The organism is Bacteroidetes Order II. bacterium, from assembly GCA_016788705.1.
Classification (GTDB): domain Bacteria; phylum Bacteroidota; class Rhodothermia; order Rhodothermales; family UBA2364; genus UBA2364.
Genome location: JAEUSQ010000039.1, coordinates 176,800 through 194,503, shown reverse-complemented (window position 1 = coordinate 194,503; position 17,704 = coordinate 176,800). Strand labels below are relative to the sequence as shown.

At 47.1% G+C, this 17,704-nt stretch carries 15 protein-coding genes; 12 read left to right on the top strand and 3 right to left on the bottom strand.

Features of this window, described 5'->3' with window-relative positions:
• Nucleotides 1–199: 199 nt before the first annotated feature.
• Genes JNN12_10585 through JNN12_10575 form a run of 3 tightly spaced genes read right to left on the bottom strand, consistent with a single transcriptional unit; the run spans nucleotide 200 to nucleotide 4,250 of the window.
• Nucleotides 200–1,657 carry an oligosaccharide flippase family protein gene (locus JNN12_10585; GenBank protein MBL7978775.1) on the bottom strand — a complete coding sequence of 486 codons (1,458 nt, stop codon included), beginning with the start codon at nucleotides 1,655–1,657 and terminating at the stop codon, nucleotides 200–202.
• Nucleotides 1,651–3,270, bottom strand: a complete 1,620-nt coding sequence (locus JNN12_10580) for a hypothetical protein (GenBank protein ID MBL7978774.1) — start codon at nucleotides 3,268–3,270, stop codon at nucleotides 1,651–1,653. The genes JNN12_10585 and JNN12_10580 overlap by 7 nt, the downstream gene beginning before the upstream one ends.
• 5 nt (nucleotides 3,271–3,275) lie before the next feature.
• Complete coding sequence (locus tag JNN12_10575) at nucleotides 3,276–4,250, bottom strand: GNAT family N-acetyltransferase (GenBank protein ID MBL7978773.1); 975 nt, start codon at nucleotides 4,248–4,250, stop codon at nucleotides 3,276–3,278.
• A gap of 61 nt (nucleotides 4,251–4,311) precedes the next feature.
• Here JNN12_10575 and JNN12_10570 point away from each other — a divergent pair, with 61 nt between their 5' ends.
• The 12 genes from JNN12_10570 (at nucleotide 4,312) to JNN12_10515 (ending at nucleotide 17,660) form a co-directional block, all read left to right on the top strand.
• Nucleotides 4,312–5,016 (top strand): 16S rRNA (uracil(1498)-N(3))-methyltransferase, encoded by a 705-nt coding sequence (locus JNN12_10570; GenBank protein ID MBL7978772.1) that lies wholly within the window; start codon nucleotides 4,312–4,314, stop codon nucleotides 5,014–5,016.
• Between the two features lie 598 nt (nucleotides 5,017–5,614).
• Nucleotides 5,615–6,838: an argininosuccinate synthase gene (locus JNN12_10565; GenBank protein ID MBL7978771.1), complete on the top strand. Its 1,224-nt coding sequence runs from the start codon at nucleotides 5,615–5,617 to the stop codon at nucleotides 6,836–6,838.
• Between the two features lie 36 nt (nucleotides 6,839–6,874).
• Entirely contained in the window at nucleotides 6,875–7,939 is a 1,065-nt protein-coding gene (locus JNN12_10560) for a hypothetical protein (protein MBL7978770.1), read from the top strand.
• Complete coding sequence (argC, locus tag JNN12_10555) at nucleotides 7,929–8,942, top strand: N-acetyl-gamma-glutamyl-phosphate reductase (GenBank protein ID MBL7978769.1); 1,014 nt, start codon at nucleotides 7,929–7,931, stop codon at nucleotides 8,940–8,942. The genes JNN12_10560 and argC overlap by 11 nt, the downstream gene beginning before the upstream one ends.
• Nucleotides 8,943–8,963: 21 nt before the next feature.
• Nucleotides 8,964–9,377 (top strand): DUF2177 family protein, encoded by a 414-nt coding sequence (locus JNN12_10550; GenBank protein MBL7978768.1) that lies wholly within the window; start codon nucleotides 8,964–8,966, stop codon nucleotides 9,375–9,377.
• Between the two features lie 19 nt (nucleotides 9,378–9,396).
• Nucleotides 9,397–10,581, top strand: coding sequence for an aspartate aminotransferase family protein (locus tag JNN12_10545; GenBank protein ID MBL7978767.1), 1,185 nt, complete (start codon nucleotides 9,397–9,399; stop codon nucleotides 10,579–10,581).
• 8 nt (nucleotides 10,582–10,589) lie between these two features.
• Nucleotides 10,590–11,594: an N-acetylornithine carbamoyltransferase gene (locus JNN12_10540; protein ID MBL7978766.1), complete on the top strand. Its 1,005-nt coding sequence runs from the start codon at nucleotides 10,590–10,592 to the stop codon at nucleotides 11,592–11,594.
• Between the two features lie 13 nt (nucleotides 11,595–11,607).
• Entirely contained in the window at nucleotides 11,608–12,384 is a 777-nt protein-coding gene (gene argB, locus JNN12_10535) for an acetylglutamate kinase (GenBank protein MBL7978765.1), read from the top strand.
• A 243-nt stretch (nucleotides 12,385–12,627) separates the two neighbouring features.
• Nucleotides 12,628–13,713, top strand: coding sequence for a M20/M25/M40 family metallo-hydrolase (locus JNN12_10530; GenBank protein MBL7978764.1), 1,086 nt, complete (start codon nucleotides 12,628–12,630; stop codon nucleotides 13,711–13,713).
• Nucleotides 13,714–13,732: 19 nt separating this feature from the next.
• Nucleotides 13,733–15,040 carry an argininosuccinate lyase gene (gene argH / locus JNN12_10525; GenBank protein MBL7978763.1) on the top strand — a complete coding sequence of 436 codons (1,308 nt, stop codon included), beginning with the start codon at nucleotides 13,733–13,735 and terminating at the stop codon, nucleotides 15,038–15,040.
• A gap of 2 nt (nucleotides 15,041–15,042) precedes the next feature.
• Nucleotides 15,043–16,182: an FAD-dependent monooxygenase gene (locus tag JNN12_10520; GenBank protein ID MBL7978762.1), complete on the top strand. Its 1,140-nt coding sequence runs from the start codon at nucleotides 15,043–15,045 to the stop codon at nucleotides 16,180–16,182.
• Entirely contained in the window at nucleotides 16,155–17,660 is a 1,506-nt protein-coding gene (locus JNN12_10515; GenBank protein MBL7978761.1) for a TPM domain-containing protein, read from the top strand. The genes JNN12_10520 and JNN12_10515 overlap by 28 nt, the downstream gene beginning before the upstream one ends.
• The last annotated feature ends 44 nt before the right edge of the window (nucleotides 17,661–17,704 follow it).

Below are 17,704 nucleotides of genomic sequence, written 5' to 3'. Positions count from 1 at the left end.
TGAGGGTTTCATGGAAAATTGGAAAGAAGATGAAAACATGATTTAAGTCGCAAGGTCTGATGGTTAAGGGAACTTAATTATTCCATTAAATCCAGAATTAACTTGATTAAAGGAGGGGTACCTAATAAAGGTATTAGATCATATTTTTGATAAGATGAATAAGGGTTGCAGATTGATGAATAATTATAAAAAACATTAATTACAAAATGGTTGATGTATATTTTTTATGATATAGATAAAATCCTATTCCAAAAAATAAGAACCCCATAATAAACCCCCAAAAGACATTTCCCCAAAGTGGCAGATATAAACTCAAGTGAATGACGACAAGCCCTGGAATTGCTGAAAGCAGGATGGGAATCCAATCAGCAAATAAACATTGTAATGATGTTTCGGCAAGACGAAAAAGAATGATTAATTGGATCAGCCGAAGGAAAATACCCGATATACTGATTGCTGCGACCGCCCATAAAGGGTTGCCAAGTGTGCCAAAAAACCAAAGGACCAGCACCTGGAAGACAAAGGCACTTAAACTAAAGAAAAGGTCTAAGCGTTGCCGTTGGAGCAAGTCAAAAATGGGGGTTAGGGAAGAGGAAATCGTAATAAAAAGCAACCAAGGGGCGATCCATTGGGCATATTGACCGGATATGGCCCAGTGTGGATTTTGTAGAACAAACGCATACAGTTGCGGGCCAGCAAGCATGACGGCCAAAGTTGGAAAAGCCATTATCCATAACATGCGGCGATAAGTAAACTCGGTGACTGCGTTTAATCCGTTGCGGTGGAGGGCTTCAGAAGCTTTCGCCAAATACACGCTGCTGATGGCATTCCCGATGAGTCCGGCGGGAATGACAAGATATCGGTATCCACGGTCATAAACGCCTACAATTGCTTCGTCAAAAAAGTAGGCTAGGCCCAAAATAATTAATTGAGTAGGTAAAGCATTAAGCAACGCCGCAGGCATGGCAAAAAAAGCAAAACGTTGGTATCGCCGGAGGGCATGTACCAGGTACTTAGGTTGAAAGGCCCTCGAAATTAAAGAACGATTTAGAAAAAAAGCATTTAGTGATAGATTAATTAAGGAAAAAGCCCGTCCTGCTAAGGCGCCACCAATGAGACCCGGAGTGCCCATCCGCAGAATACCCCCTATTAATTGGCCAGAAGAAGTGCCAAGATTCCAAATAATGCGGGATAAAGAAATCTGCCTAAAAGACCGTATGCGTGTCAGGTATAGCTCTAAAACACGAACCGTATTGGATAAAAAAGTAGTTAAAGGAACCAGCCAAAGCCATTCTTGTAGGGGAGGTGTTCTGAAATAAAATGAAATAAGCGCTGAAAAAAAATAAAAAATAATTTGTAAGATGGTGCAAAAAGCGAGGCTGGTGAGAATGGATAAAATCATGACATTGGTTGCTCCCTGTATATTTTTGGGGAGGGCAATGGCATCTTCAAACCGTAAACTTACGATAACGGAGAACAACATCGCGAGTGCCTGAAAGGTGGCAAAAATACCAAAATCGGCATCCTGGTAGAAGTGGATGAGCAAGAGTTGGGCAAAAAAACCAATGGCCATTCCAAAGGTTGAGCCGGATAACAGGGTGGTAACCGACCTGCCAAAAGACAAGTTTTCTGGATGTTCCGCTTTTTTGTTCACCATTTTGGCCATTTATACAACACCCATTCGCGGTTTTGATGGGCAACTGGTAGGGTATAAGGTTTTTTTTCACTTTTAAGATGCCGCAAGATGAAATCGGGCTTGCTTGGCAGCAGGTTTGCCCATCTCCATTCGGGGGGGTGGGCGACCGTGTGATGGTCGTGATAGGCAATATCTAAAGTGGCTGGGGCGTTGCGGAAAGGAATTGGGGTATCGGTCAGAGGGGCCACTTGTTGTAACTGATGTCGCCAAAAAACCATTTCTGCCTCTTTAAACGGAAAGGATAACCAATTAACCACTATACTGCGTTGGGCATGACTCCGAAACGTGGTATTGGATGGTGGGATGGCAAAAAGGGCATTTTTTGGGGTGTTTTGGGTAATCCATTTTTCCATCTTGGCCAGTTCTGAGGTTTCGTAGGATAAAGGTCCGGCCTTCTCCCAAAGGCGTTCGTTTTTTGACCATATGCCTATAGCCAGCAGAAAAATTGCCGCAAAAAATAGCGCCATCGTGATCCGTGGTAATTGAAATATAACGTGGGCAACTGCTTCATGAATCTTCGGAAGGTGGTTCTTTAGGAGGTTGCTTATCGTACCAGCTACCAATGCAAGTGCAAACAGCTTAAGCCAAACCGCGAGTTTATAGAATTGAAACTTTGCCAACGTCAGGTCGTGCAACACTTCTACACCTAAAAATGAAAGGCCCATTAGAATCGAAGAGATGAGTGCAAATCGGATCAAGAAGGTCTGATGTCGTAAAACACCACTTTTCCGTAGGCTGTAAAAGGCTCCAATGCCAAGGATTATCAAAAAAAGCCATCCGAAGGTGCGACTTGGGGCATAGCCGGATAAATGGTGAAGAGGAAGCCTGAAATAGACCAATATTTCATAAGGCGTTCCGGTTTCTAATAAAGCCGTAAGGGTTGTAGTGGGCAGGGTTGTTAATTGTTGAAAAGCGATAGGTCCTACGATAGGGAGTGCCGCAAGGCCATAAATCCCAATAAATTGCAAGCCGGACCGCCGCGAAAATGCGTTTTCCCGTATTTGCCAGAGGACAAGTAGCACCAAAACCAATCCGGTGGTGAGGCCCGTGATGAGGTGAAAACAAGTGCCGATGCCCAATAATAGCGCCGTCGTCTGCATTTTTCTGTTCCAGTACATCAGTAAGGCAGGCAAAACAAAGGCCCACGCCACCAATTCTGGCACCAGCAAATGATAAACCAGGTCGTTTGCGCCCAGTGTTACTTTATGAAAGAAAACGATTACAAGCAGAGTTGCCAGCACGGCCCCGAATGCGTCACGGAGAATCCGCAAACTGATTTGGTAAACCGACTGCACAATGACGATCCAACAAGCAGCATAGCCCAGTGCTGCTACCAACCAGACGGGTAATACAAGGGCAGGCAAATATAAGGCATAGATAAAATACGTTCGAACATTCAGGTGATCGGTCATGTTTCGGACAAACCAATCGGTGGAGTACAACGTTGGATCCAGCAGGCGGTATAAATAAGGCAACATCTCGTCTTGGTCTGATGCGCCAAAATCATATCCAAAACGAATAAAGTAGATGATCCAAAATAGCCCAATGATGCCAATGGGTAGGTATTTGGGCAAGGGTTTTATCGTAGGTTGCGCATCCATTCTAATACGTAAAGGACATGGTTTGAGGTGGACTGAACATAGGCATACGGGACCTCTCGGTCTGCAAATTTGCGTTTAAAGGCTGCAATGGAGGGGTGATTTGCCCCGATAAAGTCTATGGTTTTTATGCCTTGTTCATAAAAGTAGGAAAATGCCGAAAGTAATAAATAGGTCATTGGTTCTAAGGGTTGGCAAGATTTTGTACCCGCAAGCCAGTAGTAACAACATTCATGGAGGGTTAAAAAAACGGCCATGGCAACGGGTTCATGAGGCTCCGATTGGAAGGCTGCTGTACATACGGTTGCCATTTGATGTGCTTGTAGGTGCTGGATTAACGTGGTTAGCGCGGTGGGGAGAAGCGGTAAAGACCGTTCATGGCGGGCATACGAGGTGGCAATAAGTTGAACCAACTTTTCTGAAATAGGGGCCATAGACCGGAAAACCAATGATTCTGAGGCACGACGAAAAGCATTCCTTCGTTTGCCAGAGACCGATTTTAGGGTTTCGGCTGGGTTGGCAAGGGTGCGGTACAATGTCTTGCGGGGATGCTGTTGCCAATGTTGGGGGGCAAGATGGAGGTGGTTTACGCTTTCTGGTGTACACTCCAAAACCGCACTGTGATACGTGTTATGCAGGTATTGCAGGGTAGCATAAAAAACCTCGTTTGGGTGTTGGTTGGGTAGCCAAAAGGGCGAGCCATAAGGAACCAATGGAGGATTTACCGCCCGGCGAAAAGGCCCCCAGCGACGCTCGAAAATGGGGAACCCTCCCACCAATTGGTTGTCTTCAAAAAGGCCCATGGCCTTGACTTGAAGTTGGGGAAGGGCCTCTTGGTAGGCTCGCAGAAAGGGCAAGGAGGTAAAGGGGTGCGCCCCTGCTGCCTTTTGGAAAACATGGATCCATTTGTGGTTTTCCTCTGGAAGCAGGAGGCGGATGTGTTTTGTGACACTCAAAAGTTTGTGTAACTTATTTGGTTTTCTTTTTCTAAATGTAAGACGTTTTAACCCAAATCCCATGACCACGCAATATTTTGCCCCGCCAGCATGTTTTGAAGGCAATCATGTGACCCTGCCACCTGAAGAAGCACGACATGTGGTACAAGTCCTACGGCATGGAGTGGGGGATGAGTTGGTGGTAACGGATGGTGTTGGAGGGTGGTTCCGGGTTGTGATCCGCTTTGCAAAGAAGGATAAAATTATTGCAGAAGTCATTGAAAAACAAATAGGTAAAGGAGAACCATCCCGCCAATTATCCATTGGTCTCGCGCTCTTGAAAAGTACCGATCGGTATGAGTGGTTCCTTGAAAAGGCGGTAGAACTGGGGGTAACGGCTGTGTACCCATTGTTGACACATCATACGGAAATGCGTCGCTTTAAACCGGAGCGGGCCCAAAAGGTGATGATTGCGGCCCTAAAACAATGTGGCAGAACCCGTTTACCCCTTTTACATCCTACAACCGAACTCCAAAAATGTCTCTCGACGGAAGTGGATGCCCGATTCCTACTTCATGAAAAAACAACCGAACCTAATTTGTTCGAGCGGTGGCAAGTCCTTAAACCGCATCATACGCTGATTGTGGTGGGACCAGAAGGGGGGTTCTCGGAAGTGGAAGTGCGGGCTGCCTTAGAAGCGGGTTGGCACATGGCCTCATTGGGACGCAGGCGGTTGCGTGCCGAAACAGCAGCCGTAATGGCAGCAGGACTTGGTATTTGGGATTAAATATTCTTTATTGGTCGCCGTAGAATGAAATATTGGGTGTAAAGCATTATTAAATTTAATAAAAACATATTAATATATATGGAAAATTAAAATATATAATAGTTCAATTGTTATTTATTTGATAAATTAAATTATAAATTCAGAAAATAAAAATTAAATTTTGTTACTTAGTTCTAAAAAATGAATACCTGAATCGTTCCATGCTGGGAATGAAGAACTGGGGGGTGATAATAAGGGAGTGGGCAAAACTGTAAATTTAGGGAGGATAGAGGATGCCAAGAAGATGGTGGCTACGTCCAATGAGCGTTGGTGATGTTATTGGTTTCCTTTATCAAATCTTAAACATTCATGGGGACGATCTTAATAATTTAGGCTTGAATCCGAATGCCAAAACCCCTTATAATGCACTCCATGAATACCAGCTATTGTCATAACACCCTCGAAGTCCAATTTCGACGTTTACCCACCCGACGTATCCGACGGGTGGTACATGGAGACGGACTGTCGTGTATGCTGTAATGGCACTACCGATTTGCGCATAAATATTTTACCGAGCGCCAGTCCAAAAACCGGATTGGTGCTCTTTTTTTATCTGTCTATGAAAAAAATAGTCTTAGCCTTTAGTGGCGGATTGGATACCTCATTTTGTGTCCCTTATCTGAAAGAAACCTACGGCGCCGATGTCTATACCGCCTTTGTGGATACCGTTGGCTTGGATGAAAACGCTCGCATGGCCATTGAGGAGCGGGCGTTGGCGTTGGGGGCTGCAAGCCATATAACCATGAATGCCACACAAGATATGTATGACCAGCATATTGCTTACATCATTAAAGGCAATGTGTTACGGGGCGGTGTCTATCCGCTGTGTGTAGGGGTGGAGCGGGTGGTTCAGGCACGGAAAGTGCTGGAATTTGCGCGTGAAATAGGGGCTGATGCTGTTGCACATGGCTCAACCGGCGCTGGAAATGATCAGGTACGTTTTGATGGGACCATGCGGATTCTGGCCGAGAATATCACGGTACTAACCCCTATTCGGGAATTAGGACTGAGCCGCGAAGCCTCCACGATGTTTTTGCGTGAACGAGGGTTTCCGGTATCGGATGCCAGAAAAGACTATTCAATCAACCAAGGACTTTGGGGAACCACCATTGGGGGAAGAGAAACCCACGATAGCCGTTCACCGCTTCCAGACGAAGCCTACCCTGACACGGTTGCACCAGCCGTTGCACCTGAGCAGCCCGAAGACGTGTCTATCCTGTTTAGGCATGGCTTACCTTATGCGTTGAATAATCAGTCTTTCGATCCCATCTCACTCATACGTCGCCTAAATGAAATTGGGGCTAAACACGGGGTAGGGCGTGGTATGCACGTTGGAGACACGATTCTGGGGATTAAAGGGCGGGTTGGCTTTGAAGCGCCTGCCGCGCTGATGCTGATAAAGTCCCATCAGGAATTAGAAAAATTGGTGCTTACGAAATGGCAACGATTCCAGAAAGACCATTTGGCGGATTTTTATGGAATGTTGCTTCATGAAGGGCAGTATTATGACCCCGTTATGCGAGACATAGAGGCCTTTATGGACTCCAGTCAGGAGGTGGTACATGGGATGGTTCGGGTACGGTTATTTAAAGGTCACTTCTCGGTATTGGGGGCAGAAAGTGACTACTCGATGTTTAATACCCATGTAGCGACCTATGGAGAATCTAATTCTTTATGGGATTCCAGGGATGCAGAGGGGTTCACCAAAATCTACACGGTTCCTGCAATGCTGGCACATCGGTCAAAGGCCATTGGAGATCAAGCCAGTCGTCATGATTCGTAATTAAAAGTTTCTATCATCTCTATTCCTCAGAAATAAATGCAATACTCAGAGCAGGTTGTTTCCTATATCGGTTCCAGCACCTTTCCCTGCGGATTAGGTCGCAATATCTACATGACGGACTATCTTCTGGCCGAGGATGGTTATTGTGTGGTGGTAGAAGCCCTGGAAGACAAAGAAACCTACAACCAGATAGAATGTACAGATCATACTTTCCGTACAATTTATAAAGGGGATATTTTTGTTGGGGTTTTGGGAGAGCGACAGGCATTAAAGGGGTACAGTGGTCGTTTGCCGCGCCAAATTGCCGTAGGGGATACCCTCAACGTCCTGAATATGGGAGGCATTATCGGCATGTGTGTGTCGGAGCATCCGGAGTTGGGGCCGCCACTGAAGGTACGGGTATTGGGGGCCGTTGTACGACACGAGGAAGGAAAATCCGCCCGCCATGTTTGTATTCAAGATTACGCCATTGAGCCTAAGGAAACCTTAGACCATTCTGCCCCTATTATTATGGTCAGTGGGACCAGCATGAATACAGGCAAAACCTATGCCTGTGCACAGATTGTGGCCCAACTTTCGCAAATGGGATTTCGGGTGGCTGCGGCAAAACTGACGGGTGCTTCGCTGATGCGTGATACCCGTGCGATGCGTGATGCTGGGGCGGTGGCAGTACATACCTTTACCGATGCAGGGATTGTCACCTCTACTAGTCATAATATTGTTCCTGCCGCCAAAGGGATTATCCAGAAACTGAATTCCTATCAACCCGATGTAATTGTCGCAGAACTGGGCGATGGCTTTATCGGTTATTATGGCGTAGATGATATCCTAATAGACAAAGAAATTCAAAAGTTTGTTAAGGCCCATATTGTAGCTACGGTGGATTTGGTGGGGGCTTGGGCTTCCCGCGAGATTTTCCAAAATCGTTATGGCCAAAGCATTGCCTTGATAACCGGGCCTGTTACCGACAATGCCGTGGGAAAGCGGTATATACAACAAACCCTTGGAATTACCGCGTATAACGCCAAACAAGACGGCGACGCAATCGGTGGGATGCTGAAGAAAATCATGCAGAAAAACGGGAATGGCGATGCAAACTAATTCTCCGAAGCCATCTATTCAAGCAGCAGTGTTGCATGGGGGCGGATATGTGGGGATGTGGATGATTGAACTGCTCTTGCGTCATCCAGAGGTATCGTTAAAATGGGTTACCAGTCGAAGTGGGGCTGGGCGTCCGATTCATTCGGTGCATCCTACATTATTTGGGAAAACGGACCTTCTTTTTTCTGCACCCGAAGCAGTGGATTACAACGAGTTGGATGTGGTCTTTATTACAGCCGAACACAAACAAGGGGTGTATGTGGTGATGAATCTACTGGAAAAAGGGTATAATGGTAAAATTATTGACCTTTCCGCAGATTTTAGATTTCAGAATGCGTCTCTTTATTCCACTTGGTTTGGGTATGAACACCCTGCACCAGATGTATTGCCGCTGTTTCAGTATGGATTGGTGGAAATATATGAAGCGCAAATTCGTGAAAGCCGTTATGTAGCCAATCCAGGGTGTTTTGCTACGGCGCTTAACCTCGCTTTATATCCTTTGTCTCGTTCTTTGCCTGAGACACATTTCCACATAACGGCCATGACAGGTGCTTCTGGCTCTGGGAACAAAGCCTCTGCGGGAACGCACTTTCCCAATCGGAGTGGCAATGTTCGGACGTATAAAGTCCTAAATCATCAGCACCAGCCCGAAATCTTACAAACTTGCGGGGTAGAAACCATGTTTAGTTTTGTTCCCGTTTCCGGCCCTTGGACATATGGCATTTGGGCAAGTATCCAGTTCTCGGCAGAAGTTACAAAAAAACAATTGGATGAATGGTACTTAGAAGCATATGGGAACCAACCAGGTATCAGGCTTTGGCCGTCGTTGCCAGAATTGTTGCCTGTGGTTGGGACACCTTTTTGTGATCTTGGCACGGCTGCTGGCAAACGAGAAGGGGTGGTGGTGGTGGCCATAGACAATTTGTGGAAAGGGGCCTCTTCCCAAGCCATTCAAAACATGAACTTGATGACTGGGCTTCCGGTGATGAAGGGACTTTTATAAGTTTTACCAAGACCTAAAACAATGAAATATATATACTTATTTGTCGGAACTTTTGTCATTTTTATGGTCATAGACCTATTGTGGATTGGGGTCTTGATGAAAGATTTTTACCGAGACAAAATTGGTTTTTTGATGGCCAAAGACGTTCGTTGGGGAGCGGCGGTGGTGTTTTATGTTTTATACATCTTTGGGGTCCTGTATTTTGTGGTACTTCCGGTTGTCGAATCCGGTGGTGGAGTGGAGGCGGCTTTGTTCAAAGGCGCCTTGCTCGGTTTGTTGTGTTATGCCACTTATGACCTGACCAACATGGCCACATTAGCAGGCTGGCCCGTCTCGATGGTGGTAGTGGATATGATTTGGGGAACAGTGCTAACCGCACTGGTTTCTGGGGGGAGTTTTCTACTGGCATCCAAATGGATATTTTCATCTTCCTAATCTGTAAATAAACAATAAGATGCGTATTTTTGAAACCGAGGATTCGTTTCAGGTTCCCACCTATAAAAAACTTCCGCTCGCACTGGTGAAGGGAGAGGGAGCCTATGTTTGGGATCATGATGGAAACCGCTATTTAGACTTTTATGGTGGTCATTGTGTGGCCATTTTGGGGCATTGTCCGCCCCCTGTGGTAAAAGCCATTCAAAAACAGGCCGAAACCATGTTGTTCTATTCCAACTTGGTATATAGCGACATTCGGGCGGAAGCGACCGAGGTATTGACTTCTTTTGCGCCGGAAGGGTTGAAAAAGGCATTTTTTTGCAATTCTGGCACCGAAGCCAATGAGACTGCGCTCAAGTTAGCCCGGAAAATTACCACAAAATCGGGCGTGGTGGCGACCATAGGCGGATTTCATGGCCGGACGCTGGGAAGTTTGGCGGTGACGTGGGGAAAAAAATACCACGAAGGGTACGAAGCGGTCTTACCCCACACCCACTTTATCCCATTTGGAGACGCCGATGCCTTACAATCTTTGCTTTCGGAAAACCCAGATATTGCTGCTTTTATCCTTGAGCCCATTCAAAGTATTGCTGGTGTTACGCAAGCAGAGGCCGACTACTACCGCAAGGTACGCACCTATTGCGATCAATATGGCGTAATGTTGATATTTGACGAGGTGCAAACGGGTGTGGGCCGTACAGGTACTTTTTCCATTTCCGAAGCCTATGGGATGCATCCAGACATGATCACGCTCGCGAAAAGTTTGGGGGCGGGGATTCCGGTTGGGGCCGTTTTGGTGAGTGAAGCCATTTCAGAAACCATTCAGATAGAAGACCAAGGTACTACTTTTGGGGGAGGCATGGTGGCGATGGCGGCAGTATCCGCAACCCTCAAGCATATTCGTGATGAAAAGTTAATGCTGAATGCCCCCAAAATTTTCCGACATCTGCAAACCGAACTGGCGGATTATCCCGTTCGTTTGCGGGGTAGGGGGTGTTTAATTGGATTAGAAATGGATATACCTGTTGCACCAATGGTGGCTGCCCTCCGGAAAAATGGCGTCTTAACAGGTGGTTCTGCCGATCCCAAAGTCATGCGGTTAATGCCTCCACTTAATACCCAACCCTCTGATATTGCCGTTTTTGCGCAGGCTTTTCATACGGCCTATGCGTCGGTCTCTATGCCTGTTTCATCCTTATCCTAATTTAATCCATGAACCATCTTTTAGACTGGCAAGACATAGAAGACGCCTTATGGAGTAAGTTGGTGGAACGTACTGTTGAACATGCACAATACCCAACTTGGAACCAAACAGCGGCTGGAAAAAGCCTTGGCATGGTGTTCTTTAATCCATCGCTTCGGACGAGAACTTCGATGGAACTTGCGGCGGCACAATTAGGTGCTTTTACTTCCACACTCACACCCGGACAAGGGACGTGGGGGTTTAAATTTGGGCCTGGTAAAATGGATGGGGCAGAAGCCGAACATATCGTGGAAGCCATCGGCGTCTTGTCCCGCTATTACGATGCTTTGGGGGTGCGTCTTTTTGCTTCTGGAACCGATCTGGAAGCCGACCGAGCGGAGGTGAAGATGCGCGAAATTATGCAAGCCTCTATTGTGCCGGTCATCAATTTGGAATCGGCCTATTACCACCCTTGTCAGGCATTGGCCGATGCCGCCACGATCCATGAACACTTTAAGGGTCAACAAAAGAAGAAAAGATTTGTATTGGCATGGGCACATCATCCTAAACCCTTGCCGATGGCTGTTCCGAACTCTGCCTTATTGCAAGCCGCTCGGCAAGGCATGGACGTAGTAGTGGCAAGGCCCGAAAGTCATGCTTTAGATCCGGCTATAATGGATTTGGCCACGCAAACAGCAGCAAAGTCGGGTGGTGCGTTACAGGTCACCGAAGATTTGGAAGGGGCAATGGAGGGCGCAGCGGTGGTCTATGCCAAAGCCTGGGGCGGTCCGATGGTGTATCATAAACCGGAAAATGAAGCAGCACACCGATTGGCGGGCACAAATTGGCAGATTACGGCGGAGCGAATGCGCAAAACGGATAATGGGGTCTTTATGCATTGTTTGCCCGTCCGGCGCGATGTGGTTGTGGCTTCGGAGGTGCTGGAAAGTTCACAAGCGCTGCATCTGCGTCAGGCACACCATCGTCTCTTTGCGCAAAAGGCCATTTTAGAAGCGATATGGGGATTGATTTGAAGCGGAGGGAGATATGAAAGTCATTAAGATCGGAGGAGCACAAGTCAAATCGCCACATATGGCGACCGTTTGGGCCTATATCCGTATGCAGCAACTGGCGGGCGAATCGGTGGTGGTGGTACATGGTGGAGGACCGCAAATCACCAAATTGGCGAAGGAATTAGGCCATACGCCGGAAATTGTCCAAGGGAGGCGGGTGACGAATGATTTGGACCTGCACCTTATTCAGTGGATCATTCGCGGAGAATTGAATGCGCAGCTATCTGCTCAAGCCATGGTCGCTGGTGTGAAAGCGGTGGGTGTTTCGGGTGTTGATGGTGGATTGGTTCGGGTGACGAAGCGCCCTGTGTGGCACGTAGAGGGCCGGGACGTAGATTTTGGTTGGGTGGGAGATGTGCAAGAAATCCGTCCGGAACCTTTGCTGGCGTTGATGAAGGCCGGGTTTGTGCCAATCGTAGCCACAATGGGCGTGGATGAAGCGGGCCAAATATACAATGTGAATGGGGATACGGTGGGGTTGGAACTTGCGAAAGCGCTAAAGGCCGATGAAATGATTCTGGTGACGGAATCTGGTGGCCTGCGCCGTAACCAACACGATCCAGAAAGCCATATTTCGGTATGTGATGCCTCACTTACAACGTCGGGAATTGACGCAGGATGGATTCAAGGGGGGATGTTGGTGAAGTTGGTAGAGGCACAAAATGCGTTGCGGGCGGGTATTGGCGCCGTGCTCCTGATTCGGGCAGAAGATATGGCACAGCCTGAGAAAGGAACCAAGGTTATTTTGTAAAACTTGGTCATTAAGGGGTTTAAGCAGCCTTTTAGCGCAAAAATACGTACTTAATAGAATAGTTACCAGCCGTATTTTTACACTTTTTACCCGTAAGTCGCCATGAAAAAACTGATCCTCACTCCGAGCATTTCTTTGTGGACATTTTCTGCCTACAAATCCGTTTCAAATACTTCAAACCCACAAAAACCAAGACTTTAGAGCAAACATTGAGATTCTTGGGATTATAAAACGGATAAGATCATGTTATTCCATAACATCACAACAGTTACCGACTTGCACCATGCGCTGATCCGATTTCCTTGCCTCAGTTTTGAAGAAAAGCCCATTGCCGATTTTGTAGAAGCTTTTATGCGTTCACGTGGGGCCTCCGTCTTCCGACATGCAGATAATGTATGGTGTGAATTGGGTTCGGGCGAAAACGTGCTGCTTCTCAATTCGCATTTAGATGTTGTGCCGGCTTCAAAGACACATCCATACCCACCGTTTGAACCAACGGTAGTGGACGGGAAAGTGTATGGCCGGGGTGCAGTAGATGCAAAAGCCAGTGGCGCGGCGATGCTGTGGGCATTTTTATTGTTGTTGGAAGAAGGATATGTGCCTCTTAAGGGAAAACTGTTGGTTGCACTGACCGCCGGAGAGGAAAACTCAAAAACCTACGACGGCCTTGAAGACCTGACCACAAACGGATTCCTGCCCCCAATCTCGGCGGCATTGGTGGGTGAACCAACGAACCTTCAGCCTTGCATTGCCCAAAAAGGTTTGTTAATCCTGAACTTACATGCACGCGGAAGAACTGCCCATGCGGCCCGTGGACACTTAGGCGTGAATGCCATCACCATAGCCGCGAAAGATGTTTTAACCTTATCGGACTTTCGTTTTGGTCGTGAAGACGCTTACTTGGGCTTCCCAACCCTTCATGTCACGATGATCGAAGGCGGGAAAGCCCACAATATCATCCCAGATTATGTCTGGATGAAAGTGGATATTCGTTCTACGCCTGCTTACGATCACGATGAAATGGTATTATTGGTGCAGGAAGCGGTTTCTTCGGACGTAGAAGTGCATAGTAAACGCATTATTCCGGTGGGGACGATGCCGGAAGAAGCCATTGTCCGGGCGTGTCTAAAAGCCATGCCTACGGCCACTCCTTTTGGATCTCCAACGGCCAGCGACTGGATTTTTTTGAAAGACATTCCAACCGTAAAAATTGGGCCGGGGTTTTCTGAACTTTCCCATACACCAGACGAACATGTGGAACTTGCCGAAGTGGTTCGTGGGGTTGAGGCTTATCGCGACATCATAAAAGCCTATTTTGAATTGACATAATCCATTAAAAAATAAGTATATGGCCAATGAAAATATCTGGAGTAAAGGCAACACAGTAAATGATTGGATGATTCGATTTACGGTTGGGGAAGATTGGCGCTGGGATACTATTTTGTTGCCCTATGACCTTAAAGGTACCCGTGGTCATGCCATCGGTTTGGCCCAGATTGGTGTTTTAACCGAAGTCGAATTGGTGGACATCCAGTTGGCACTCGATGAACTGGATGCTATGGCAGAAACCCTGCATGTCTTGCCCGAAGACGAGGACTGCCATACCGTTATAGAACGGTTGCTGATACAAAAGTTGGGAGACCTTGGGAAGAAAATCCATACAGGCCGTTCGAGAAACGATCAGGTTTTGACGGCTTTACGTCTCTATCTCAAAGAGGCCCTTTACCATGTCATGGAAGAAACCCATACATTGATCCATGCTTTTGTGGCTCTTGGAACCGAAAATGCCGAGGTTTTGATGCCGGGGTACACCCACTACCAACGCGCCATGCCTTCATCCGTAGGTCTTTGGGCGATGGGGTATGCGGAAGTTTTAACCATGGACTTGCGGGTTCTGAAGGGTGCGTATGAAGTGGTAAATATTTCACCAATGGGAAGTGCTGCCGGATATGGGGTTCCATTTTTGACATTACCAAGGCGGGAAGTGGCCGCTGTACTCGGTTTTGCAGAGGTACAACTTCATGTGACTGCCGCGCAACTTTCTCGTGGTAAAATGGAAATGAACGTAGTGCAGGCATTGGCACAAGTGGGGGCCAGCATCAACCGGGCCGCTGCCGATTTAGTTTTGATGAACTCAGCCGAATTTGATGCGGTGAAATTACCTCCGGAATACTGTACGGGCAGCAGCATCATGCCGCAAAAGCAAAATCCAGATATTTTAGAAATTGCACGCGCCAGCTACCATCGTTTGGTTGCAGAACTACAACTTCTCCTATCGCTTCCGGCCAATTTGCCTTCCGGATATCATCGCGATTTACAATTGACCAAAGAAGCGGTGATGCGGGCCATGATGGTGGCACAGGATATGCTCACAGCCCTGAACCTCATCGTCCCTAAGTTGTCTTTTAATCGGGATTTTTTGGCCGCACAACTTTCTCCTGACCTTTTTGCCACGGCAGATGCCTTGGAGCGGGTGTCTCAAGGGGTTCCATTTCGCGATGCCTATCGCATGGCCGCCGAAAATTTACCCAACCTGAAAACGCCCGATCTTTCCGATATTTTACATGCTTATCGTACACCTGGAACACTGGGCAATTTACAAGGCCACTGGATCTTGGCGCAGGCGCAGGCTGTAATGGAACAAATAAACCGCTAAAAATGAAAATTGGCATCATCGGAGCAGGGATCGGTGGGCTTACAGCGGCCATCGCCTTGCAACAAAATGGCCATGAGGTGTTTGTTTTTGAACAAGCAAATGAAATCAAGGCTGTTGGCGCAGGCTTGGTTTTGGCGGCAAATGCCATCAAAGCCCTTTCTTTGTTGAATCAAGACCTTCCTGTGGAGTCCATCGGTCAATGGATAGGGGATGCATATGTTCTGGATCAGTACGGCAAAGTGATTTTGGGAACTGACTTTGATGGTGCTGAAAGCATAGCAGAGGGCCGGAATTTCACCGTACACCGGGCAGACCTTCACCGTTTGTTGCGGGGTCAATTAAAATCAGGTTCATTGTTTCTGAATGAAAACTGCGTAGAAGTGCAAGTAAATGACCATGAGATAACAACCTTGTTTGCTTCTGGATTGACGCATGCCTGCGATTTATTGGTGGCGGCCGATGGGATCCATTCCTTCATTCGGAAGCAGTTTTGGCCAGATTCGGTATATCGTTATGCGGGTTATACTTGTTGGCGTGGGGTGATAGACCAAAATAGGCTCCCAAAGCCCATCACCCGGTTTTCAGAATCTTGGGGAAAGGGTAAGCGGTTTGGCCTCGTCCCGTTGTCGAACAACCGTTTATATTGGTTTGCCTGCCTAAATGCCAAGCAAAATGACCCCGAAATGGCTGCCTTAACACCAGAAAAGCTCTCAGTCCTCTTTCGGAATTTTCATGCCCCTATACCGGAAGTACTACGTGCAACACATACCACAGAGACCCACTGGGCAGATATTGGAGACCTGAAACCATTACAAAATTTTGCCCATAAACGCTTGATTTTATTGGGAGACGCTGCCCACGCAACGACGCCTAACTTGGGCCAAGGTGCAGGCATGGCGATAGAAGATGCATTGGTATTATCGAAAGTTCTTAACGACCACTCCTCGCTTGAGCTGGCCTTGCAAGCGTATGTCCGAAAGCGACAACCAAGGGTTCGGAAAGTTGTACAAATGTCTCGTCAGATTGGAGCCGTTGCCCAGAAAACGCCGGGGTGGTTACAACCGTGGCGGAATGCCCTTTTACGTCTCACACCTCCTGCTCAGAAATCCTTGGCATGGCTTTATTCAACCGATTGGTACTGATTTTGGCCAAAAAATATGGGCCTCTTAAGTTGAATGGTTTCAAAATGATGGGAAAAATATTTCTGGTAATAACATGTTGGTTTTGCTTATTGGGCTTAGGTGATCTGACAGCCGCGCAAGACCTGCCTAATCCTAAAAAATGGGGTCCAAACGCCTATGTAAGCAACCCGAACAACCTCTTGACCATCGCTGAAGTAGCCCATCTCAATCGTCTTTTGATGAATATGGAACACGAGACAAAGGCGCAAATGGCCGTTGTTGTGGTAAAAGAACTGAAGGGTAAGTCAGCTAAAATGCTTGCCACCGAATTGCTGAATCGTTGGGGGGTTGGGCAACGTGGTATAAACAACGGGATATTGCTTTTGGTGGCCGTCGAAAACCGTGAGTGGGCCTTTGAAATCGGGTATGGCTTGGAACCTGTATTAACAGATTATGTAACCGCACAATTGGGAGGCAGTATATTGGTGCCGCATTTCAAAAAGGCCGCCTATGCAATGGGGATTTCAAATGTGGTGAAAGAGATACATACATTGCTCCTACAACCCAGTCGGGCACGTGAGTTGCACCAGAAAGCGGAGAATGAAGCCACAGCAGATTGGTGGGAAAATGTTTGGTTTGTTTTAGTATTATTGTTGTTTTTATTGGGTTTATATTTACTAATATCATCTCCTTATAAGCGTTTACCATTTGCCGCTGCAGTAGGGCTTCTTACGCTGTCGGGGGGCGATGTCTTGGTGCTTGTTGTAAAATGGCTTGGCGTGCAACTGCCATTGGTCAACCGGATTGGGATTGGGATTTATACTGGAGTTGGGTTCGCCTTGCTCGCAGACTGCATTCGAAAGGGGAAAGAAGCGGCCATCCCATACAAATTTCATCCTGCTCTGGCCCTGGTACTGGCGGAAGAGAATCGTTATTGCAAATTAAAAAAAATAATTTTTCCACTAACGCTCTTGGTTTATGCGTGGTGGAAACAGTGGTATATCCGGCATCAACAAAATCAATGGAGCGAAAAAACACGCAAATCACAGGCAAAAAAACCCTTTGCGGGAGTTAGACGTTTATCTGCCAGCGAGAAAACCAACAAATTGAATGCAGGTGAACACATGGAAGAAGCCTTAAAAACGTGTCGCCATGATGTTTGGGTGGACCAAAACGGCAAGGTGGTGGAAAAAGTGGCGTATAACCTTCGTCTATTTGGCTACCTGACATGTGAAAAGTGCAAATACCTGACGATGATAGGTGGTTATGAGGATGAATCGCCACGTCGTTATCTATATCGGTGCCAATTTTGTGGACACTCTTATGAAGAAAAAAATCGTAGTAGTGCCACTGGCCTTTCCAATGCCCCTTCTTCGCAAATTTATGAACCGAATGACCGTCCCACCACAGTCCACACACCCATAAGGGATACTTCTTCCGGCCAGAGCGAATGGGGCGGCGGTGCATCTGGTGGAGCGGGTGCAAGCGGAACTTGGTAAAATAATTGGATGAATTGATTGTAGGCCGTGTTTGCGTTGTATTT